Origin of the sequence: Paenibacillus arenilitoris, assembly GCF_014705655.1 — a bacterium.
GTDB lineage: Bacteria > Bacillota > Bacilli > Paenibacillales > Paenibacillaceae > Pristimantibacillus > Pristimantibacillus arenilitoris.
In genome coordinates, this window is sequence record NZ_JACXIY010000018.1 from 37686 (window position 1) to 57188 (window position 19503).

20 protein-coding genes and 1 other annotated feature are annotated in these 19503 nt (G+C 56.5%); of the genes, 1 reads left to right on the forward strand and 19 read right to left on the reverse strand.

Annotated features, from left to right (window positions below; all coding sequences use genetic code 11):
* Positions 1 to 15 precede the first annotated feature (15 nt).
* From IDH41_RS16060 to lspA, 6 genes are all read right to left on the reverse strand, one after another.
* Positions 16 to 1305, reverse strand: a complete 1290-nt coding sequence (locus IDH41_RS16060) for a dihydroorotase (RefSeq protein WP_190862753.1) — start codon at positions 1303 to 1305, stop codon at positions 16 to 18.
* Between the two features lie 42 nt (positions 1306 to 1347).
* The gene (locus IDH41_RS16065; RefSeq protein ID WP_190862755.1) at positions 1348 to 2247 is read right to left on the reverse strand and encodes an aspartate carbamoyltransferase catalytic subunit; all 900 of its coding nucleotides are present in this window, start codon (positions 2245 to 2247) and stop codon (positions 1348 to 1350) included.
* The gene (gene pyrR, locus IDH41_RS16070) at positions 2244 to 2819 is read right to left on the reverse strand and encodes a bifunctional pyr operon transcriptional regulator/uracil phosphoribosyltransferase PyrR (RefSeq protein WP_190862757.1); all 576 of its coding nucleotides are present in this window, start codon (positions 2817 to 2819) and stop codon (positions 2244 to 2246) included. The genes IDH41_RS16065 and pyrR overlap by 4 nt, the downstream gene beginning before the upstream one ends.
* Positions 2820 to 3161: 342 nt before the next feature.
* Positions 3162 to 4397 (reverse strand): LL-diaminopimelate aminotransferase, encoded by a 1236-nt coding sequence (locus IDH41_RS16075; RefSeq protein WP_190862759.1) that lies wholly within the window; start codon positions 4395 to 4397, stop codon positions 3162 to 3164.
* 113 nt (positions 4398 to 4510) lie between these two features.
* On the reverse strand, positions 4511 to 5449 hold the full coding sequence (locus IDH41_RS16080) for an RluA family pseudouridine synthase (RefSeq protein ID WP_190862761.1): 939 nt from the start codon (positions 5447 to 5449) through the stop codon (positions 4511 to 4513).
* Complete coding sequence (gene lspA / locus IDH41_RS16085; RefSeq protein WP_190862763.1) at positions 5430 to 5948, reverse strand: signal peptidase II; 519 nt, start codon at positions 5946 to 5948, stop codon at positions 5430 to 5432. Before lspA ends, IDH41_RS16080 begins: the two co-directional genes overlap by 20 nt.
* A gap of 172 nt (positions 5949 to 6120) precedes the next feature.
* Here lspA and IDH41_RS16090 point away from each other — a divergent pair, with 172 nt between their 5' ends.
* Complete coding sequence (locus tag IDH41_RS16090) at positions 6121 to 6864, forward strand: TraR/DksA C4-type zinc finger protein (protein WP_190862765.1); 744 nt, start codon at positions 6121 to 6123, stop codon at positions 6862 to 6864.
* On the opposite strand, the gene IDH41_RS16095 is transcribed toward IDH41_RS16090, so the two are convergent.
* The 13 genes from IDH41_RS16095 to ftsZ all read right to left on the reverse strand — a co-directional run bounded on the left by IDH41_RS16095 (position 6861) and on the right by ftsZ (position 19446).
* Positions 6861 to 7199 carry a DUF5665 domain-containing protein gene (locus IDH41_RS16095; protein WP_190862767.1) on the reverse strand — a complete coding sequence of 113 codons (339 nt, stop codon included), beginning with the start codon at positions 7197 to 7199 and terminating at the stop codon, positions 6861 to 6863. The genes IDH41_RS16090 and IDH41_RS16095 overlap by 4 nt on opposite strands.
* Positions 7200 to 7338: 139 nt before the next feature.
* The gene (gene ileS / locus IDH41_RS16100) at positions 7339 to 10437 is read right to left on the reverse strand and encodes an isoleucine--tRNA ligase (RefSeq protein ID WP_190862769.1); all 3099 of its coding nucleotides are present in this window, start codon (positions 10435 to 10437) and stop codon (positions 7339 to 7341) included.
* A gap of 46 nt (positions 10438 to 10483) precedes the next feature.
* Positions 10484 to 10785: a binding site (T-box leader), on the reverse strand.
* Positions 10786 to 10861: 76 nt separating this feature from the next.
* Positions 10862 to 11365 (reverse strand): DivIVA domain-containing protein, encoded by a 504-nt coding sequence (locus IDH41_RS16105; RefSeq protein ID WP_190862771.1) that lies wholly within the window; start codon positions 11363 to 11365, stop codon positions 10862 to 10864.
* Positions 11366 to 11462: 97 nt separating this feature from the next.
* Positions 11463 to 12245 carry a YlmH family RNA-binding protein gene (locus tag IDH41_RS16110; protein ID WP_190862773.1) on the reverse strand — a complete coding sequence of 261 codons (783 nt, stop codon included), beginning with the start codon at positions 12243 to 12245 and terminating at the stop codon, positions 11463 to 11465.
* Positions 12246 to 12259: 14 nt separating this feature from the next.
* Positions 12260 to 12529, reverse strand: coding sequence for a YggT family protein (locus tag IDH41_RS16115; protein ID WP_397328050.1), 270 nt, complete (start codon positions 12527 to 12529; stop codon positions 12260 to 12262).
* 10 nt (positions 12530 to 12539) lie between these two features.
* The gene (locus IDH41_RS16120) at positions 12540 to 12992 is read right to left on the reverse strand and encodes a cell division protein SepF (RefSeq protein WP_190862775.1); all 453 of its coding nucleotides are present in this window, start codon (positions 12990 to 12992) and stop codon (positions 12540 to 12542) included.
* Positions 12993 to 12995: 3 nt separating this feature from the next.
* On the reverse strand, positions 12996 to 13715 hold the full coding sequence (locus IDH41_RS16125) for a YggS family pyridoxal phosphate-dependent enzyme (protein ID WP_190862777.1): 720 nt from the start codon (positions 13713 to 13715) through the stop codon (positions 12996 to 12998).
* A gap of 3 nt (positions 13716 to 13718) precedes the next feature.
* Positions 13719 to 14570 (reverse strand): peptidoglycan editing factor PgeF, encoded by an 852-nt coding sequence (pgeF, locus tag IDH41_RS16130; RefSeq protein WP_190862779.1) that lies wholly within the window; start codon positions 14568 to 14570, stop codon positions 13719 to 13721.
* A 120-nt stretch (positions 14571 to 14690) separates the two neighbouring features.
* Entirely contained in the window at positions 14691 to 14972 is a 282-nt protein-coding gene (locus tag IDH41_RS16135) for a YlmC/YmxH family sporulation protein (RefSeq protein WP_190862780.1), read from the reverse strand.
* A 152-nt stretch (positions 14973 to 15124) separates the two neighbouring features.
* A complete protein-coding gene (gene sigG, locus IDH41_RS16140) occupies positions 15125 to 15907 on the reverse strand; it encodes an RNA polymerase sporulation sigma factor SigG (RefSeq protein WP_028611215.1) in 783 nt (260 codons plus the stop codon).
* Between the two features lie 105 nt (positions 15908 to 16012).
* On the reverse strand, positions 16013 to 16735 hold the full coding sequence (gene sigE / locus IDH41_RS16145; protein ID WP_190862782.1) for an RNA polymerase sporulation sigma factor SigE: 723 nt from the start codon (positions 16733 to 16735) through the stop codon (positions 16013 to 16015).
* Positions 16736 to 16770: 35 nt separating this feature from the next.
* The gene (gene spoIIGA / locus IDH41_RS16150) at positions 16771 to 17694 is read right to left on the reverse strand and encodes a sigma-E processing peptidase SpoIIGA (RefSeq protein WP_190862784.1); all 924 of its coding nucleotides are present in this window, start codon (positions 17692 to 17694) and stop codon (positions 16771 to 16773) included.
* 633 nt (positions 17695 to 18327) lie between these two features.
* Entirely contained in the window at positions 18328 to 19446 is a 1119-nt protein-coding gene (gene ftsZ, locus IDH41_RS16155) for a cell division protein FtsZ (RefSeq protein WP_190862786.1), read from the reverse strand.
* Positions 19447 to 19503 lie beyond the last annotated feature (57 nt).

A 19503-nucleotide genomic window follows, 5' to 3' on the forward strand; every position in this document is an offset into this window, starting at 1 on the left:
ATGTAAGTATCGTCGTTATTGTTCGGACCAAACGACCTTGCCGTTCACGATCGTCGAGACCGGCCAACCGCTTAGCTTCCAGCCGCCGAACGGCGTATTGCCGCTCTTCGAAGCGAAGGAGCTCGGGTCGACCGCACGTTCGCTCTCCAGGTCGACGATCGTCAGATCGGCCGGTGCGCCTTGTGCAAGGCGGCCTTCGTGCAGGCGGAACACGCGTGCCGGATCCGAAGTCATGCGCTTCAGCAGGAAGCCCAGCGTCCACTTGCCGGTCCGTACGAACTTCGTGTAGAGAAGCGGGAACGCCGTCTCGAAGCCGACGATGCCGAACGGCGCAAGCTGCACGCCGCGCGCCTTCTCTTCCGCGCTGTGAGGGGCGTGGTCGGTGACGATCATGTCGATCGTGCCGTCCTCCAGCGCTTCGATGACCGCCTTGACGTCGCGCGGAGTGCGCAGCGGAGGATTCATCTTCCAGTTGGCGTCGTCCAGCCCCGGAATGTCTTCGTCCGAGAGAACCAGGTGATGCGGGCACACTTCCGCGGTTACCCGCACGCCGATCTGCTTCGCCAGCCGAATGAACCGGACCGATTGCTCCGTGCTCACGTGGCAGACGTGGTAGTGCGCGCCCGTCGCTTCGGCCAGAAGCACATCGCGTCCGACATGGATCGCTTCCGACTCGTTCGGGATGCCCTTTATGCCGTGTTTGCGGGAAAATTCGCCTTCCGACGCCCACGCTCCCTCGACAAGCGAATCGTCCTCGCAATGCGCGATGATCGGCATATCCATCGACGTCGCAAGCGCCATCGCGTTTTTCATCATTTGCGCGTTCTGCACGCCGACGCCGTCGTCCGTAAACCCGATGGCTCCTGCTTCCTTCAGCGCGGCAAAATCCGTCAGCTCGCGGCCGAGCTCGTTTTTGGTGATGGCCGCGTAAGGCAGCACTTTCACGATGCCGACCTGTTCGGCTTTGTTCAAAATGTACCGCACAGTATCCGGCGTATCCGTAACCGGGCGCGTATTCGGCATGCAGGCGATCGTCGTAAAGCCGCCCTTGGCAGCTGATCGAGTGCCTGTCGCGATATCTTCCTTATGTTCGAAGCCAGGGTCCCTTAAATGGACGTGCATATCGATAAAACCCGCGGATACAAGCTTGCCCCCCGCGTCGATAACCTCCGCGCCACCCGTATCCGGCGCCAAAGCGCCGTCAACGATTTGTTCGATGACGCCGTTCTCGACGCGGATATGCTTGCTCTCCAGCTTTCCGGCCGATTCGCTCCATACGTTGCCGTTTATGATCCATAATGACATTGTTTGTTCACCCTCCGGAATTATTCGCATTTTAGCCAATTATTAGTTAAGCGCCCGTTCGATGACGGCCATCCGGACCGGAACGCCGTTTTCCATTTGCGGGAAAATTCTCGATTGCGGGTGCTCGACCAGCTCGTCGTCGATTTCGACGTTCCGGTTAATCGGAGCCGGATGCATGATGATCGCATGCTCGGCAAGTTTGGCGGCCCGTTGCACCGTTAAGCCGTATTGCTCGCGGTAGTTCTCGGCTGAGCTCAGCATGCCGCTCTCGTGCCGTTCAAGCTGTACCCGCAGCATCATGACGACGTCCGCCTTAAGCGCTTCGTCCATCGAAATGTATGAAGCGTCGAGCTCCGGAGCCTGCATATTCGGCGGCGTGCAGAAGCTGACGTTCGCGCCGAACTTTCGAAGCGCCCACAGGTTCGATCTCGCCACCCGGCTGTGCAGCACGTCGCCGACGATCGAAACCGACAATCCTTTAAGTTGGCCAAAATGTTTGCGCATCGTATACAAATCGAGCAGCGCCTGCGTCGGATGCTCGTTATTGCCGTCGCCCGCGTTGATTAGCGGTACTTTAATTTTCGTCGCCAGCTCGGCGAGCACGCCGATCGGCTTCAACCGAATGATCCCGACATCGATCCCCATGGATTCGAGCGTTCTCACCGTATCGTATATCGATTCGCCTTTTTGCACGCTGGATACCGCGGCCGAGAAGTTCAGCACTTCCGCGCCGAGCCGTTTCTCCGCGACTTCGAAGGAGAAGCGCGTCCTCGTGCTGTTCTCGAAAAACATGTTCGCCGCGAATTTCCCCTGCATCGCCTGATGGACTTTAACGGGATGATCTTCCCAGTAAGCCGCGCGATCCAGGATCGATTCGATTTCCTCTTTGCTTAGCGCTTTTAACCCGAGCAAACTCCGCTGCTTCAGCTGCGTCAACGTCATCCGGTCTGCCCCCTCTGATTGATTAATGTGACTTGATCGGCCGCGTCGATTTCGCTTAGCGCGACTTCGATCTGTTCCTGCTTCGAGGTCGGCACGTTCTTGCCGACGAAATCCGGCCTGATCGGAAGCTCCCGGTGCCCGCGGTCGACGAGCACCGCGAGCTGGATGCTTTGCGGTCTGCCGCAGTCCATAATCGCGTCCATCGCCGCGCGAATCGTCCGGCCCGTGTAGAGGACGTCGTCGAATAGGATTACCCGTTTGTTTTGCACGTTGAACGGCGCGGCTGCGTGTTCGCCGATCGCCGAAGCGATCTCGACGTCCGCCGCGTCGGCGGCCTTCCTGTCGTCGCGGTACCGGGTAATGTCAAGCTCGCTTACCGGCACGGGCTTGCCTTCGATTTCCTTGATCCGGTCGGCCACCCGGCGGGCGAGGTAGATGCCCCGCGTGCGGATGCCGACAATGACGCAGTCGTCGATCCCTTTGTTCTTCTCGACGATCTCGTGAGCGATTCGCGTCAATGCCCGGCGAATCGCCGTCTCGTCCATGATGACCAAATGCTCTTCCTCCGCCATTTCGGCTTGTCTCCTCTCGTATTGGCCCGTTTGCCCGGCTGCGACAAAAAAAGCTCCTTGCGATTGTTCGCAAGGAGCCGGTGAGCAGTCACGAAAAGACTGGGTACATCCGCCGAGGCTTCCGTCGCAGAAAGTCTCGTCCATATGGACATCCCATGCTTCTCATGTATTGAACTGTTATTCACGCTACCTTGCCAGCCTCACGGGACTGAGTTAAAGGTACTGCTGTTTATCAAATGAATTATCCCACGTTCGACAAAACTTGTCAAGCGCAAACGACGATGTCTGCCTATGCCTTAGTGTGGATCAATCCGGAACAGCTATGCAAGGATAGCGATGGTTCTACAGGCTGAGCTTGCGGATCCGCTCGACGGCCTTTTCCGTATTCTCGCGGCTGCCGAAAGCCGTCAGGCGGAAGTAGCCTTGGCCGCTTTGGCCGAAGCCTACTCCCGGCGTGCCGACGATGTTCGCCTCGGACAGCAGCTTGTCGAAGAACGTCCAGGAGTCCATGCCGTTTGGCGTCTTCAGCCAGATGTACGGAGCGTTGACGCCGCCGTATACTTCAAGCCCGATCGAAGCCAGTCCGTCGCGGATGATCGCCGCGTTCGTCATGTAGTAGTCGACGAGCTCTTTGATTTGCTTCTTGCCTTCTTCCGAATAGATCGCGGCTGCGCCGCGCTGGGTCACGTACGACACCCCGTTGAACTTCGTCGTGTGGCGGCGGTTCCACAGGTCGTTGATCAGCACTTCGTTGCCGGACGCGTCGAAGCCCTTCAACTCGCGCGGCACGACGGTGTACGCGCAGCGCACGCCCGTGAAGCCGGCCGTCTTGGAGAAGCTGCGGAATTCGATGGCGACTTCGCGGGCGCCTTCGATTTCGTAGATGCTGTGCGGCACGTCCGCTTCCTGAATGAACGCCTCGTAAGCCGAATCGTACAAAATAATGCAGTTGTTCGCTTTCGCGTAGTCGACCCAAACCTTCAATTCTTCCTTCGTCAGCGTCATGCCCGTCGGATTGTTCGGGTAGCACAGGTAAATAATGTCGACTTTGCGGTCGGGCAAGCTCGGCTTGAAGTTATTTTCCGACGTGCATTCGAGGTAAGCGATGTTCTCGTAGCGTTTGGTTTCCTGGCTGTACTTGCCCGAGCGGCCGGCCATGACGTTCGTATCGACATAAACCGGATAGACGGGGTCTTGCACGGCTACGACGCTGTTCTCGCTGAAAATTTCCTGGATGTTGCCGACGTCGCATTTGGAACCGTCGCTGACGAACACTTCGTTCGTAGCGATGTCGATGCCGCGCGCTTTGTAATCATTTTCGATGATCGCGTTAATTAAGAAATCATAGCCCTGCTCCGGACCGTAACCGCGGAACGATCCCGGGGAAGCCAGCTCGTCCACGGCGGCGTGCATGGCTTTCAGTACGGCTTCCGGCAATCCGCGCGTCACGTCGCCGATGCCGAGGCTAATAATTTCGGCGTTCGGATTTTCTTGGATGAATTTCGTGCGGCGCTTCGCGATTTCCGAGAAGAGATAGCTGCCCTGCAGCTCTAAATAATTTTGATTAATAGCTGTCATAGCTCTTGTCACCTGTCCTTATTTCAACATATTTCTGTCGTTTACGTTAAGAATATCGCACTTCGTGTCCCGAAATAATGAAGGAAGTGGCGAAAAGTTTGCACTTTTTTATACTACCTGAGCCGCAGGCTGTTCAACACGTGTTCAAAATCGTCCGGCAGCGGCACGGAAAATTGCAGCCGCTCTCCGCTGCGAGGATGCGTGAAGCCAAGCACCGCCGCATGCAAAGCCTGTCCGTTCAGCGCGACGGTCTTGTTGCGGCCGTATACCGGATCGCCCGCCAGCGGATGACCGATATATTTCATATGAACGCGAATTTGATGCGTCCGTCCCGTCTCCAGCTGCAGTTCCACCAGCGTGTAGTCGCCCAGTCGTTCCAATACGACGAAATGAGTAACCGCATGCCGGCTGTTGCGATCGGTTACGGCAAACAGCTTGCGGTCGTAGGCGTCGCGGCCGATCGGCGCATCCACCGTTCCTTGGTCGTGCGGCAAGTTGCCGTGCGCGAGCGCGATGTACTTGCGCGTGACGGAATGCTCCTTCAGCTGCTCGGCAAGCGAGACATGGGCCAGATCGTTCTTGGCGGCCATGAGCAGCCCCGTCGTATCCTTGTCGATCCGGTGGACGATGCCCGGGCGGATCATCCCGTTTATGCCGGACAAGTCGCGGCAATGATGCATGAGCGCGTTCACAAGCGTACCCGACGAGTGGCCGGGCGCCGGGTGAACGACCATGCCGCGCGGCTTGTTCACGACGATGAGATCGGCGTCCTCGTACAGGATGTCGAGCGGAATCGCTTCGGGGACGATTGCCGCGTCCTCGGGCTCGGGAATGAGCAGCGCGACCCGATCGCCTTCGGCCACCTTGTAGTTGGCCTTCGCGATTTTGCCGTCGACCTGCGCCGCGCCCCCCTTGATCCACTCCTGTACCTGCGTGCGCGATATGGCCGGATCGTCCAAGCTGTCCGTCACGAATTTATCCAGCCGCTCGCCGGCTTGATCCGCGCTTACGAGCCATTCCAATGCTTCTTCGTTATACAGTCTGCTGTTCATGGTTGTTCGGTTCCTTGTCCTCTCCGTCCCGCGCCTTCTTCTCGTCCCGGGAGGAGAGGAGCGTATCGATTAAAATTAGGATAACCCCGCATACGATTCCGGAGTCCGCCACGTTGAAAATCGGAAACTGGTAACTGCCGAAATTAAATTGCAGGAAGTCGACAACTTCGCCGAAACGGGCGCGGTCGAGGAAGTTGCCGACCGCTCCTCCCAATACAAGGCCGAGGCCGACGAGAAGCCAAGGCTTGGCCGATTTGCGCACCGCTTGAATATACCAAACGATTCCGATCAGGATGACGATCGTAATAATGATGAAGAACAAGCGCTGCCCCTGCAAGATGCCGAAGGCGGCACCGCGGTTGCGATGCGAAGTGATGAGGAAAAAATTGCCGATGACGCTGATTTGCTCGCCCAGCTCCAGCTGCGTCGCAATGATTTTTTTCGTTACGTAATCCAGCACGAACACGAATAACGCGATCCAATAGTAATAAAAACGCATCCCATCACTCCTAAATGCAATCCATATTTATCAAGTTATTTGATTGTAGCATATCGCCCGCGGCGAGAGCCAGCGACTGCCCCTCCCGCTTCCATCGATGTCCATACTGAAAAGGCTCCGAGCGGCAAAAGCTAATGAAGCAAATCGAAAATCCGAAAGGACGGTGCCTTGCATGACAACTCTGACCGACTCTCAGCTCGCCGAGCTTCGGAGAAGGCTGCTGGACGAACAGGACGACATCAACAGGCGTCTCTCGGCGGGCGAGCATTACGGGCTGGCCAGCTCGTTGCGGGACGATACCGGCGAGCTCTCGCCGATCGATAACCACCCGGGCGACGTGGCGACCGAGGTGTACGAGCGAGGGAAGGACATCGCCCTGCTTGAGCAGGAGGATCTGCATCTAAGCCGGATCGACGCCGCCTTGAAAGCGATGGATAACGGCACGTACGGCAATTGCAAAGCTTGCGGCAAGCCGATTCCGCTTGAGCGCCTCGAAGCGCTGCCCGATACGCTGTATTGCGTCGAGCATGCCCCCAGGCAGGAAACGTCGCATGTTCAGCCTGCGGAAGAATCGCTTCTGAATCCGCCGTTCGGCAGAAGCAGCATGGATCAGCAGAGCTCCTATAACGGCTTTGACGGCGAGGACGCCTGGCAAATCGTCGAGCAATGGGGCAATGCGGATTCCCCCGCCTTCTCCGAAAACCGCGACGTTACCGACTATGGCCATATGGGCATCGAGAACGACGAGAACGACGGCTTCGTCGAGCCGCTCGAAAGCTTCGTAGCGACCGACATTACCGGTCGCCGCGTATCCGTTATCCGCAACAGGGAATACATGCATTACATGCATAACGGCGAAGGCGATCACGGGCTCGAATTCGAAGATCCTTACGACGACGACGATTACCGAACCTAATACGTCTTTCCTTCCAGTTGGATTTGCACGATTCGGACGATATCGGCGATGTAATCGCCGATGATCGGCAAATTCAGCGCGCCCAAAATGCGCAGCACGTATAGGATCGTTGCGGCAAAAAAAGTAAAGCCGATCGCGATGCCGACGCCTCTGGCCGTTCCCGAGAGCATGTTCTTCCATATGAGCGTCCATGGCCTGTTCAACAGCTTCACATATTCGGCGATCTGCGTCCGCTCCATATCGGCGGCAACGCCTTGCAGCCGCTGTTCCAGCCTGCCGAGCGATTGCCGCAGCTCTTGCATATCTTTCGGTTGTTCCGGTTGATTCGATTTCATAAGAGGCACCCCTTTGCCAAACAATAAAACGAGGCCCGCCCTGCCGGCATATGCGGCAGGGCGCATATGCTGTCGCTTGCTGCCGCGGCCGGAAGGCGGCCTCGTGTATCGAATGATCGTAGCTCCTCTATTATAACCTTTATCCTCGAATGTGAATCCCGATTTCTTTGTCGCCGAGCGTTACGCGCTCCATTTCCGAAGCGGACTCGAACGCCACCGATTGCAAAAGCACGTTCTCGTGAAGCACATCGGAGAACGCGTCAAGCGCCGCCTTCAGCTCCGCATCGACGTCGAGGACGAGCTCGATCCGCTTCTCGATCGGCAGATCGAGCTTCTTGCGCGTGTCCTGAACGGCGCGGATCACCTCGCGAACCCAGCCCTCCTGCTCAAGCTCCGGCGTAATGTCCGTGTTCAGCGCAACCGTGACGCCGCTTCCCGAAGCGGAAGCAAATCCGGACTTCGCTTGCTTCTCGACCAGAAGCTCGCTTGTCGAGATCGTCAACCGCTCGCCCTCGGGACTTGTAAAGTCGAAGCTTCCGCCATTTACGATGCCGCGCGTCTCTTCCGGCGCGAGGCTTTTAAGCTGCGCCTGGATCGGGCCGACGTTTTTGCCGTACTTCTTCCCTGCCGCCTTGAGATTCAGCTTCAACGTGAAATCCACGAAGCCGCTGTCGGAAGTTTGCACCGCAATCGCCTTGACGTTGATCTCGTCCTTGATGATTTCCTCGTAATCCTCGACGTTGAACTCGCGGTCGAGCGATACGATCAGCTCGGACAAAGGCTGGCGCGTCTTGATGCCCGTCTCGTTGCGCACGTTGCGCGCAAGCTCGACGACCTGCCTCGCGCTCTCCATGTCTCGCTCCAGCGTCTCGTCGATCAATGCGTCGTCCGCTTTTGGATAGTCGGCCAGGTGCACGCTGCCTTCGCCGCCCAAGTTGCGGTACACGTCGTCGGCAAGCAGCGGCGCGTATGGCGCGATCAGGCGAGACAGCATCAGCAATACGCCGCGCAGCGTCCGGTAAGCCGCCACCTTGTCTTCGCTAAGCCCGCTTCCCCAGAAGCGGTCGCGCGAACGGCGGATATACCAGTTGCTAAGCTCGTCGACGAAACCTTCGATCGCCTTGGCCGGATTCAGGAAGTCGTTCGCTTCGAGCCCTTTGTTCACCGCATGGATCAGGCTGTTCAGTCTAGAAACGATCCAGCGGTCAAGCTTGTTGCCGGACTTGCTGTCCGGATGAGCCGCATAGTCGAAGCCGTCGATCGATGCGTACAAAGCGTAGAACGCATGCGTATTTACGATCGTGTCGATGACTTTGGACTTCGCCTCGCCTACGATGCCGCGGGAGAAGCGCTTGCTGTTCCAAGGCGCGCTGTCGGCGAGCAAGGCCCAGCGGAACGCGTCCGTGCCGTATTCGTTGATGATCTCCCACGGATCGATGACGTTCCCCTTCGACTTGGACATTTTCTGGCCGTTCTCATCCAAAATATGACCGGTCGAAATAACGGCCTTATACGGCGCCTTGCCGTTATACAGCGTGGACACCGCAAGCAGGCTGTAGAACCAGCCGCGCGTCTGGTCGATCCCTTCGCAAATGATGTCCGCGGGGTACTGCTCCGCGAACGTATCGCCGTTCTCGAACGGATGGTGATGCTGGGCGAAAGGCATGGAGCCGCTGTCGAACCAGACGTCGATCACTTCCGGCGTGCGGGTCATGACCGCCCCTTCGGCATATGGCGATTTCAGCTTAATATCGTCGACGTACGGCTTGTGAAGCTCGATATCCTCTGGTACGTCCCCTACGGCCATCGCCCTTAGATCGGCGATGCTGCCCGGCGAATATTCCTTGCCCGTCGCTTCGCACACCCAGACGTTGAGCGGCGTTCCCCAGTAGCGGTTGCGGCTGATGTTCCAGTCGACCAAGTCCTCCAAAAACTTGCCGAAACGCCCTTCGCGGATATGGCCCGGGTACCAGTCTACGCCGTTGTTGTTGGCGATCAGTTGATCCTTTACCGCCGTCGTCTTGATGAACCAGCTTTCCATCGCGTAGTAGATGAGCGGCGTTTTGCAGCGCCAACAGAACGGGTAGCTGTGCTCGTAGCGCTCCTTCGAGAATAGCAGTCCGCGCTCGCTCAGCATCTTCACGATTTCGATGTCGAGCTCAGAATCCTTGACGAACCGTCCGGCAAAATCCGTCACCTCGGCGGTATAACGGCCGGCAAGATCGACGACGTTCAGCATGCTGATGCCATTCTCGCGAGATACGCGGTAGTCGTCTTCGCCGTGCGCCGGCGCGATATGGACGATACCCGTACCGCTTGCGTCGCTGACGAAGTCGCCGGCAATGACGATATGCCCCTTCTCCACCTTCGAGTAGCGGAACGGCGGCTCGTAGCTGCGTCCGACAAGCTCGGCGCCTTTGACGACGGACAACACTTCGTACCCTTCCTTCAGCACGTTCTCCGCCAGCGCCTCGGCGACGATGAACACTTCGCCGTTTCTGGATGCCCGGACGTAGTTCAGCTCGGGATTTACGGCAAGCGCCACGTTCGCCGGGAGCGTCCAAGGCGTCGTGGTCCAGGCAAGGATCGATTCGCCGGAATCGGCAAGCTTGAACTTGACGGTGGCGCTCAGATCCTTCACGTCCTCATAGCCTTGCGCGACCTCGTGCGAGCTGAGCGTCGTCTGGCAATCCGGGCAGTACGGGCTGACGCGGTGACCGCGATACAGCAAGCCTTTGCCGTGAATGGTCGATAAAATATGCCAGACGCTCTCGATGTACTCGTTTTTCAGCGTAATATACGGATCATCGAGATCGGTCCAATAAGCGATCGCCTCGGTCAGCTCGCGCCATTGCTTCTCGTACTCGAAGACGCTGTCTTTGCATTTCTTGACGAACTTCTCGACGCCGTACGCCTCGATTTCCTGTTTGCCGGAAATGCCAAGCTGCTTCTCGACGCCAAGCTCGACCGGCAAGCCGTGCGTATCCCAGCCCGCTTTGCGGACGACGCGGTAGCCTGCCATCGTCTTATAGCGGCAAATGAAGTCCTTAATGACGCGGCCTAGAACGTGGCCGATATGCGGCGCCCCGTTCGCGGTCGGCGGTCCTTCATAAAACACGAAATTCGGCTTTCCCTCGCGGTGCAAGATCGATTGTTTAAACGTATCCTCTGTTTTCCATTGCTCCAGCACGCGCAGCTCGCGGCTGCGGGCGCGTTCCTTCACGTCCACGCGTTGCATGGCTCCTGCCTCCTCGTTTCAACAAAAATAAAGCCCCGTCCCTATCGAAAGGGACGAGGCTTAGTCGCGTTACCACCCTTGTTCCGCGCCTGCCGGAATCGTCCGGCAAGGCTAACCATCACGTCGGCTCATCGAACCGGCGCACGGTGCGGCACCTTAGCAGCGAGCCCGCGGGCTCGCGTTCCCTGTAACGGGGGACGTCCGTCAGCGCTTATTGCCGCCTAACGCGGGTTCGGCGCCGCTTCTCGGAGAGGATATTCCGCTAACGGCACACACGCCGGCTCTCAGCAACCGCCGGCTCTCTGGGGAGTGGTCCAAAAGCGTACTCGTTCTCGTCAACGAAGTTCGCATCAACTTAATTATTATAGTTATAGCGTATTTGCGTGAGAAAAGTCAAATGTCCATTCGCCTATTTCAGACGAAATTACCCGCGCTGCAGCTCGTGCTCTTGCAGTCTGGCCGGCTGCGGCGGCTCAAGCGTCTCCCAGCCGTCCGCGCTCAGCAGCTCAAGCTGCGCTTCCACGAGGGTGCGGAACCGCGCGCGATAGACGGAAGCCTGCTTCTTCAGCTCTTCCACCTCAAGCGAAACTTTGCGCGATTTGGCAAGCGAATCATTTATGATTCGATCGGCGTTTTTCTCCGATTCCTTAATGATCAGCTGCGCTTCCTTCTTTGCGTTGTTCTTCACTTCATCCGCCGCTTCCTGCGCGATGATGATCGTCTTGCTTAACGTTTCCTCGATATTCGTAAAATGGTTCAGCCGCTCCTGCAGGCCGAGCACTTGGTTTTGCATTTCTTTGTTCTCGCGGATGAGCGATTCGTAGTCCTTGATGACCTGATCGAGGAATTCGTTGACTTCGTCCTCGTCGTAGCCGCGCAGTCTCCGGCTAAACTCTTTGTTATGTATGTCCAATGGCGATAACGGCATTGGCGCACCTCCTCAAGGTATTTGTGACACTGTTTACCGGATCACAGAATGGATTGAGAACAGATTCGACAACCGCGCTAAAAATCCTGCAATTCCGTTAAATAAATTTACCAATATGGACGCGAATTCTGCCTTTTTTTGTCACACCGTCGACCTCTAGCACCTTAAATCTTCCCAGCCCTTTAAAGGAAACGACGTCTCCTTCGCGGAGCGGCGAAGACGGATCCTCCTCGGCCTTCCAGTTCACGCGGCATCTGCCCGCGCGGATCGGGTCCACGATCTTGGAGCGGCTTACCCGGTAGACGTCGCTTGCGATCCCGTCGAGGCGCATGGAGGCGACGGTAATGCTTATCTCCTCCAGCTTCGGAACGACGGCCTGTAGCTCGGCAAGCGGGAGGATGTCCGTAAGCACGTTCATCCGGTGCACTTGCCTGAGGTGTATATTTAAATAATCGGCAATTTCATCCGTAACGATAATATGGCAGAAGCCTTCGTGCACATGTATATCGCCGATCCGGTCGCGCTTGATGCCAAGACCGAGCAGCGCGCCGAGAAAATCGCCGTGATCCAGCTCGAGCCGAGCCTGCCCCGGACCGTGAACCGCAAGCACCGACAGGCCGATCGCCTCGCCGTCCAGATCGCGGTAATCCGGTCCGATCAAAGCCCGCTTCCTCTCCGCCAGCGCGTAACCGCCGTCGAACCGCACGCGAACGTCCGGGTTCCGATTCGCCAGCATGGCTACGATCTGAGCTTGCCTCGGATCCAAAAAATCGGTCCGCTTCAGCTCATGCTGCTGTGCGGACCGCTCTATCCATTCCAAGGCCCGATCGACGAATGGCTTCTCCTCGGGCTGGAAATGATCATATAGGCCTTGCTTCATTCGGCTTCATTCCTTTAAATGAAAAAGTCGATTACCGCGATCAGCCCGAACGCCACGAAGCGCAACGCGAATACGGCTAAAATCGGGGACAAATCCAGCATTCCGCCGATCGGCGGAATAAATCTTCTGAAGATGCTTAAGTACGGCTCGACAAGCTTGCCGAGAAAAACGCCGATAAAGCTCTCGCGGGCGTTCGGCAGCCAGGACAGCAGCACGTAACCGATAATCATAAAGGTGTAGATGTTTTGCAGCAGCATAACCACGTCGTATACTTGATCCATCATGAACTCAAGGTCACCTCTTTTTGTTGTAATCGTTGTCCTCCGCCAGCATTTCCGTTATGGCACCTTGAATTTCTACCGTATCCGGCGTGCATAGAAAAATATTGGGACCAAGCTTTGAGATGCTTCCGTTCAAAGCGTACACCGTGCCGCTGAGGAAATCAACGACCCGGACGGCCAGGTCTGTCCGAACCCTCTGCAGGTTCACGATAACCGCTCTGCGCGAACGAAGATGATCGGCAATCTCTTGCGCTTCGTCGTAGGAACGCGGCTCGCTGAGCACGACCCGGACATTTTTCTGCGAATGAATGCTGACGACGTTATTGCTCTTCATGTTTTTACGCGCTTCGAAAGGAGAGGTTTCAGGTTCTTGCTCCTCCTGCTGCACGACGCGTTCGCGCTCTACGACTTCTTCCTCCTCGTCCTGCAGTCCAAGAAAGTTCATAAACCGGTTCATTACGCTCATGATTTAGTCCTCCTCTTTCCCAACTAGTATGGTGCCGAGTCGTATCCAAGTTGCGCCTTCTTCGATCGCGACCTCAAAGTCGTTCGACATCCCCATGGACAAATGGGCGATCGTCTCGGCGTAGGGCAAGCGGGCGCGAAGCTCGTCCCGCAGCTCCCGCAAAGCTCTGAATACGGGTCTCGTCTGTTCGGGCTCCGCCTCGTACGGAGCCATCGTCATTAATCCGACCGGCTCGATGCCGGGATAATCGCGAAGCCGCTCCACGAACGGATGCAGCTCCTCCGGAGTGAGGCCGTGCTTGGAGTCTTCCCCGGAAACGTTCACTTGTATGAAGCATGGCACGATAATGCCCAGCTGCTGCGCGCGCTTATTGACGGCTTCCGCAAGCGGCAGCCTGTCCAGCGAATGCATGTATGTAAACTTACCGATGACGTCCTTCACTTTATTCGTCTGAAGGGAGCCGATAAAATGCCAGACCGGCCGTTCCTCACCGATAGACGGCTCTCCGCCGCTGATCGCGTTCCACTTGGCCTGCGCGTCCTGCCAGCGGTTCTCCCCGAGATGCTTGAGGCCGCTTCTGAGCGCCTCCCTCGTCGTCTCGAGCGAGACGTATTTCGTAACGGCGATGATCCGCACGTCTTCCCTGCTCCGGCCCGCCCGCTCGCAGGCTTGCCGGATGCGCTCTTCGACGAGCGTCAATCTGTCATCCATCGTATTCGACATGCTTCACCTCTCCATAATGCCGATCCAACTGGCCATCCGGCCAGTCTTGCCGCCTTCCTTGCGGTGGGAATAGAACAGATCCCGCCTGCATCCGGTGCACCACTGAGATATTTCGATATGGCTCGGCAAAATTCCTGCTTTTATCATAATCTGTCGGTTTATTTCTTTCAAGTTCAAGTTTGCTTTGCCGTTTTCTTTCGCTTGCATGCACGCGAGTCTCGCGCCCGCGTTAACATGCAAGCGGTCGAGCAGCTGGCCGACTTGGGAAATGACGGCTCCGTCCACTTCATAGCAGCAATCGCCGATGGACGGTCCGATCGCCGCCTCGATTTCCTCCGGCTTCGATCCGTAGTCTCGCTCCATCGCCTTTATCGTTTCGGTCGCGATCCGCTGCACCGTGCCCTTCCAGCCCGCGTGAGCGAGCGCCACGGCACCGCGCCTCGCATCGTGGAAGTACAAAGGTACGCAGTCGGCGTAATACGAAGCGAGCAGAACGCCAGTCACATCGGTCGTGATCGCGTCGCAGCCCGGAATGGCATCCTCATGCGCCAACCGGCCCCGGCCGCGGTCCCGCTTCGTTACGCGATGAACGCGGCTGCCGTGCACCTGTTCGGCGCAGGTCCAAGCCTCGAGGGGCCAGTGAAGCGCCTCGGCCGCCCGCTGCCGGTTTCGGACGACGTCCTCCGCCCGGTCGCCGACGTGCAGCCCCATATTCAAAGAAGCCCACGGCGCTTTGCTCGTTCCGCCTTCCCGGCCCGTAAAGCCCGCCGTCAGACCCTCATGCCGCCCCTTCCATTTGGACAACAAAAAAAGCGAAGGACCCTTCGCCGATTTTATCCGTTCAAACGCATCCATTCGTCTATTCACCTCGTCAAAAGGTTTGCGGAACAAGCTCCGCTCTCGATTCTATCCGCTTCGGCGCGGGATGCAATCCATTCATCTGCTCCTCGCTACGCCTAGACTCAGTTTATCTCGTTACGAACGGGCTTGCAAATCCTCCTCGTCCGAGCGGATCGCCTTGGCGTCGTCCATTCGTACGAGTACGACGTCCGCGCCGATTTTTACGATATTTCTCCACGGTATGACGATTTCGGTTCCGCTGCTGCCGAACATCCCGAGAAATTTCGTGAACTGGGGAACGACGATCGAGTCGATGCGCCCCTGCCTCAGGTCGAGCTCCAGATCGGTAATCTGGCCTAGCTTTTTCCCGTCCACGATATTGATGACGTCCTTTGTTTGGAAATCCGATATTTTCATTGCGGTCACCACTTTTCCCCATAAGTTATCGTCCGAATGCTTCTCCTATAACTATATGAGCCATTTGCCCAAAATGTCCTCCTTTGCAAAAAAACGAGCCCGCTTTGGCCTGCCGGGCTTGTCCATTAAAAAGCGGCGCCTCGCGGCGCCGCTTATGTTTTAACATGCTTTTGCATTTGTTGGATGGCCGATTTTTCCAGCCGCGACACTTGCGCCTGCGAGATGCCGATCTCATCGGCGACCTCCATTTGCGTTTTTCCTTCGAAGAAGCGCATCGACAAAATCATTTTTTCCCGGTCATTCAGCTTGTGCATCGCTTCCCGGAGGGCGATTTCTTCGATCCAGGACACGTCCTTGTTGCGGTCGTCGCTGATCTGATCCATCACGTAGATCGGATCGCCGCCGTCATGGTAGATCGGCTCGAATAGAGAGACCGGATCCTGAATGGCGTCGAGCGCGAAAACGACGTCTTCCTTCGGCACGTTGAGCGCCTCCGATATTTCGAAAATCGTCGGCTCGCGCGAATTCCGGTTCGTCAAGCTGTCTCTCACCTGAAGTGCCTTGTAGGCGATGTCCCGAAGGCTTCTGGAGACGCGTATCGGATTGTTGTCTCGCAAATAACGGCGTATTTCCCCGATGATCATCGGAACGGCATAGGTGGAAAATTTAACGTTCTGCCCAAGGTCAAAGTTATCTATCGCCTTCATAAGGCCGATGCATCCGACTTGAAACAAGTCGTCCACAAACTCTCCCCTATTGTTGAACCGTTGTATGACGCTAAGAACAAGCCGTAAATTGCCGTTTACCAATTTCTCTCTTGCTGCCCACTCGTTGCGGGTTTGCAATGCCGTGAACAGTTCCCTCATCTCGGCATTCGTTAGGACAGGCAGTTTCGCGGTATCCACTCCACAGATCTCGACTTTATTTCGGGTCAACGTGATTACCTCCCAAGGAGAAACATTAATGTACATTATCTCCTCGGAAGGTCATTTTATTCCTGACCCGACATCGTTCGACATGAGCGGCCGATCGTCAGGCGGCTATACCATTTTATTGAATTCCTTGCGTAAACGCTTAATAATGCGCTTCTCGAGACGGGAAATGTACGATTGCGAAATGCCCAGCAGGTCCGCGACGTCCTTCTGCGTTTTTTCTTCGCCGTCGGCAAGGCCGAACCGCAGCTCCATAATGATGCGCTCCCGCTCGGACAGCTTTTCGAGCGCTTTATGAAGCAGCTTGCGATCCACCTGCTCCTCGATGTTGCGGTAGATCGTATCGTTCTCGGTGCCGAGTACGTCGGACAGCAGCAGCTCGTTCCCGTCCCAATCGATATTCAGCGGCTCGTCGAACGACACCTCGGTTCTCGTCTTGCTGTTGCGGCGCAAATACATTAATATTTCGTTCTCGATGCAGCGCGAGGCATAAGTTGCGAGCTTGATCTTCTTCTCAGGATCGAACGTGTTGACCGCCTTGATCAGGCCGATCGCTCCGATCGACACCAGATCTTCGATATGAATGCCTGTATTTTCGAACTTGCGGGCAATGTAGACGACAAGTCTGAGATTCCGCTCGATAAGCATCGCACGGATGGCCGTATCGCCCGAAGGGAGCTTCTCGAGCAAATATTCCTCTTCTTCTCGCGTGAGCGGCGGCGGGAGCGCTTCGCTGCCGCCAATATAATAAATTTCCTCGCTCTTTAGCCCGAATAAAAATAAAATTCGATAATAGTATAACTGAAGGATCAATTTATACTTGACGAGCATCCGGCCCATCCCTCCTTGATTGTGTTGGCTTGCGTTCACGTTTGCTGCTGTACCATTGACGGATGGATAATCGCTCGATATGCCCCATCGGACGCAAGCTTTCCGCCATCAAGTCCGATCAGGACCTTCCGCGTTTCATATACTCGTCCCTCCTGCGTAATTTCGACCGAATCCGGTTTAAGCGCGAGCATGAACTGCGACCCGCGGTTGACGCCTCGGAAGGGCACGAGCCTCAGTCGGTCCTGCCACGCAAAAGGCTGTTCATCCATTCCCGCTACAAGTCGATCCACCTGCGCGCTGCGTATGCTGCTCAGCCACGATTCCGGCAAATCCTCCTGCCACAGAGCGGCTTCCGTCACCATGACCGGCGTTCGGGTGAGCGGATCGTACAATTGATTGCCGGTGTCGATCAGCCCCGTGCACGTTTGGATTTTTTCGCCGATTCTAATTTTCACTTCCGCCAGATGTGCGCGCACCAGCTCCCGTTCTCTTTTTTGCGTCAATACGGAACGGTAAACATACAATCCGATACAAAACGCAGCGATAAAATAAAACAAGCCCATCTTAAGCTCTACCCGCATGCTTCCGTTCGCGAAAGTAATCGTCCTCCATACCTCGCCGGAGCCTTGCATGAACAAATAATAAAGCCCCAACACGGCGCCCGCGGCGACGAAATTGACCGCGTAGAACGCGCCGATGTTTCGCAAATAGTGTTGTATGGACGTAAAGCCGAACGCGATCCATACCATCAGCAGCGACATCGCAATTTTTACGGCTAGCGTAAACAAGAACGATAATTGCGGAAACAGCATCAGAACGACGTAACAAGCTCCGACAGAAGAAGCCAGGAGCACCCGCCACGGCGGCGGCTTCAAATGGCGGGCCCAAGCGGAAGTTAATAGAATCGCCCCGTCGATTAGAAGCTCGCGCAAAAACATAACATCCACGTATACAGCCACTTCGGTCACCTTCCTGCCACTGGCGATAACGGGTATGCAGCAGGCACCCGGGAGAACGATTGAGACTAGTATATTAAAATCCTATTTCAAAGTCTGTCTATTCATGACGCCTTGACGCATCTTTTTTTGTCGAGCATCCGTATAAAAACCGTCATGCTCTTCGTTCATGCCAATTGCTATTTTTCTGGTGATTGTTGTAAAAAATAAGTGTCCGCCTCGCTTTGATGGTTGCCGCTATACCGGGAAAGCTTACTTTACCGACATTATCGGGTTATTTTTTGGAGGTGAGGCTGCAGGATCTTGTCATTTCATGCGGTAGGCGAGGAAGGGTTGATGGCTGGTCACAAACAGCGTAAGGGAGAGCTTCTCCTCATAGAATAGAATTGCCAAATCACTGGCGTCTGCTGTATGACGTTGGCTGACTGCTTGTTTCAAACAACGGACAGGGGAAAATAAGAGCAGACTCGAGCAGGGTTTGGGACATGCGGAAAAGCAGTCTTTGGTGCAATCGTACTTATTGGCCGTGCGCCCTCCCGTATCGCAATAAGGGCGTTATCATGCCTGCACCGCACCGCAAGCAACAAAAAATCCCGCCTCATCCGGACAGCGCCGGATAGGCGGGATATCGGGTTATTAACGGTCGTTTCTCGGACGGTTGCGCAGGAACGCCGGAATTTCCAGCTGATCGCTCGAGGCGCCGCTTGCGCCGAACGGCTTCACGGCCTGGGAGCTTCCGGACTGTCTTGGATCCGCCGCTTCCGGCTGCTGCTGGGAAGCGCGGCGAACCTGGGCGGCCGGCTTATGCTCGAAGCCCGTCGCGATGACGGTTACCTTGATTTCGTCCTTCAAGTCCTCGTCGATGATCGCGCCGAAGATCATGTTCACTTCCGGATCGGAAGCGCTGATGACGATTTCCGCCGCTTCGTTCACTTCGTACAGCGACAGGTTGCTTCCGCCGGTAATGTTCATGATGACGCCGCGCGCGCCGTCGATCGACGTTTCGAGCAGCGGGCTCATAATCGCTTTCCGCGCCGCTTCCGCCGCGCGGTTCTCGCCCGTCGCGATTCCGATGCCCATAAGCGCGGAGCCGCGTTCGGTCATGATCGTCTTCACATCCGCGAAGTCGAGGTTGATCAGGCCCGGAACGGCGATAAGATCGGAGATGCCCTGCACCGCTTGGCGAAGCACGTTGTCCGCCTCGCGGAACGCCTCAAGCATAGGCGTCTTCTTGTCGACGATTTCAAGCAGGCGATCGTTAGGGATAACGATCAGCGTGTCTACCTTCTCCTTAAGCGCTTCGATGCCGAGCTCGGCTTGCGAGGAACGCTTGCGGCCTTCGAAGGTGAACGGACGCGTCACGACGCCTACCGTAAGCGCCCCGCATTCGCGGGCGATTTCCGCGATGACCGGAGCAGCGCCCGTGCCCGTTCCGCCGCCCATGCCGGCCGTGACGAACACCATGTCGGCGCCCTTCAGCTGGTTCATAATAATTTCGCGCGATTCCTCCGCCGCCTTGCCTCCGACTTCCGGATTGGCGCCGGCGCCGAGGCCGCGCGTCAGCTTGTCGCCGATCTGCAGCTTATGCTCGGATTTCGCCAGGTGCAAAGCTTGCGCGTCGGTGTTGACCGTAATAAACTCGACGCCCTTAACGCCGTTCTCGATCATTCGGTTGACGGCGTTGCTGCCTCCGCCGCCTACCCCTATTACTTTAATTTGAGCAAGCGTTTCGAGCTCAAAATCGAATTCCAACATTCTTCATCTTCCCCCAGTCAAGCGTAAACCGCTGCGGCCGCCAAGACGGCGGCCGGC

What these genes read in the sequence shown, in the direction of transcription:
- pgeF (WP_190862779.1), bottom strand. Translation starts at nt 14,570, where the DNA reads ATGGATGCGTTTGAACGGATAAAATCGGCGAAGGGTCCTTCGCTTTTT.
- IDH41_RS16090 (WP_190862765.1), top strand. Translation starts at nt 6,121, where the DNA reads ATGACAACTCTGACCGACTCTCAGCTCGCCGAGCTTCGGAGAAGGCTG.
- IDH41_RS16120 (WP_190862775.1), bottom strand. Translation starts at nt 12,992, where the DNA reads ATGAGCGTAATGAACCGGTTTATGAACTTTCTTGGACTGCAGGACGAG.
- IDH41_RS16075 (WP_190862759.1), bottom strand. Translation starts at nt 4,397, where the DNA reads ATGACAGCTATTAATCAAAATTATTTAGAGCTGCAGGGCAGCTATCTC.
- sigE (WP_190862782.1), bottom strand. Translation starts at nt 16,735, where the DNA reads ATGCTCGTCAAGTATAAATTGATCCTTCAGTTATACTATTATCGAATT.
- IDH41_RS16125 (WP_190862777.1), bottom strand. Translation starts at nt 13,715, where the DNA reads ATGTCGAATACGATGGATGACAGATTGACGCTCGTCGAAGAGCGCATC.
- IDH41_RS16110 (WP_190862773.1), bottom strand. Translation starts at nt 12,245, where the DNA reads ATGAAGCAAGGCCTATATGATCATTTCCAGCCCGAGGAGAAGCCATTC.
- ileS (WP_190862769.1), bottom strand. Translation starts at nt 10,437, where the DNA reads ATGCAACGCGTGGACGTGAAGGAACGCGCCCGCAGCCGCGAGCTGCGC.
- IDH41_RS16095 (WP_190862767.1), bottom strand. Translation starts at nt 7,199, where the DNA reads ATGAAATCGAATCAACCGGAACAACCGAAAGATATGCAAGAGCTGCGG.
- IDH41_RS16105 (WP_190862771.1), bottom strand. Translation starts at nt 11,365, where the DNA reads ATGCCGTTATCGCCATTGGACATACATAACAAAGAGTTTAGCCGGAGA.
- lspA (WP_190862763.1), bottom strand. Translation starts at nt 5,948, where the DNA reads ATGCGTTTTTATTACTATTGGATCGCGTTATTCGTGTTCGTGCTGGAT.
- ftsZ (WP_190862786.1), bottom strand. Translation starts at nt 19,446, where the DNA reads ATGTTGGAATTCGATTTTGAGCTCGAAACGCTTGCTCAAATTAAAGTA.
- IDH41_RS16135 (WP_190862780.1), bottom strand. Translation starts at nt 14,972, where the DNA reads ATGAAAATATCGGATTTCCAAACAAAGGACGTCATCAATATCGTGGAC.
- IDH41_RS16115 (WP_397328050.1), bottom strand. Translation starts at nt 12,529, where the DNA reads ATGATGGATCAAGTATACGACGTGGTTATGCTGCTGCAAAACATCTAC.
- pyrR (WP_190862757.1), bottom strand. Translation starts at nt 2,819, where the DNA reads ATGGCGGAGGAAGAGCATTTGGTCATCATGGACGAGACGGCGATTCGC.
- IDH41_RS16060 (WP_190862753.1), bottom strand. Translation starts at nt 1,305, where the DNA reads ATGTCATTATGGATCATAAACGGCAACGTATGGAGCGAATCGGCCGGA.
- IDH41_RS16080 (WP_190862761.1), bottom strand. Translation starts at nt 5,449, where the DNA reads ATGAACAGCAGACTGTATAACGAAGAAGCATTGGAATGGCTCGTAAGC.
- IDH41_RS16065 (WP_190862755.1), bottom strand. Translation starts at nt 2,247, where the DNA reads ATGACGTTGACGCAGCTGAAGCAGCGGAGTTTGCTCGGGTTAAAAGCG.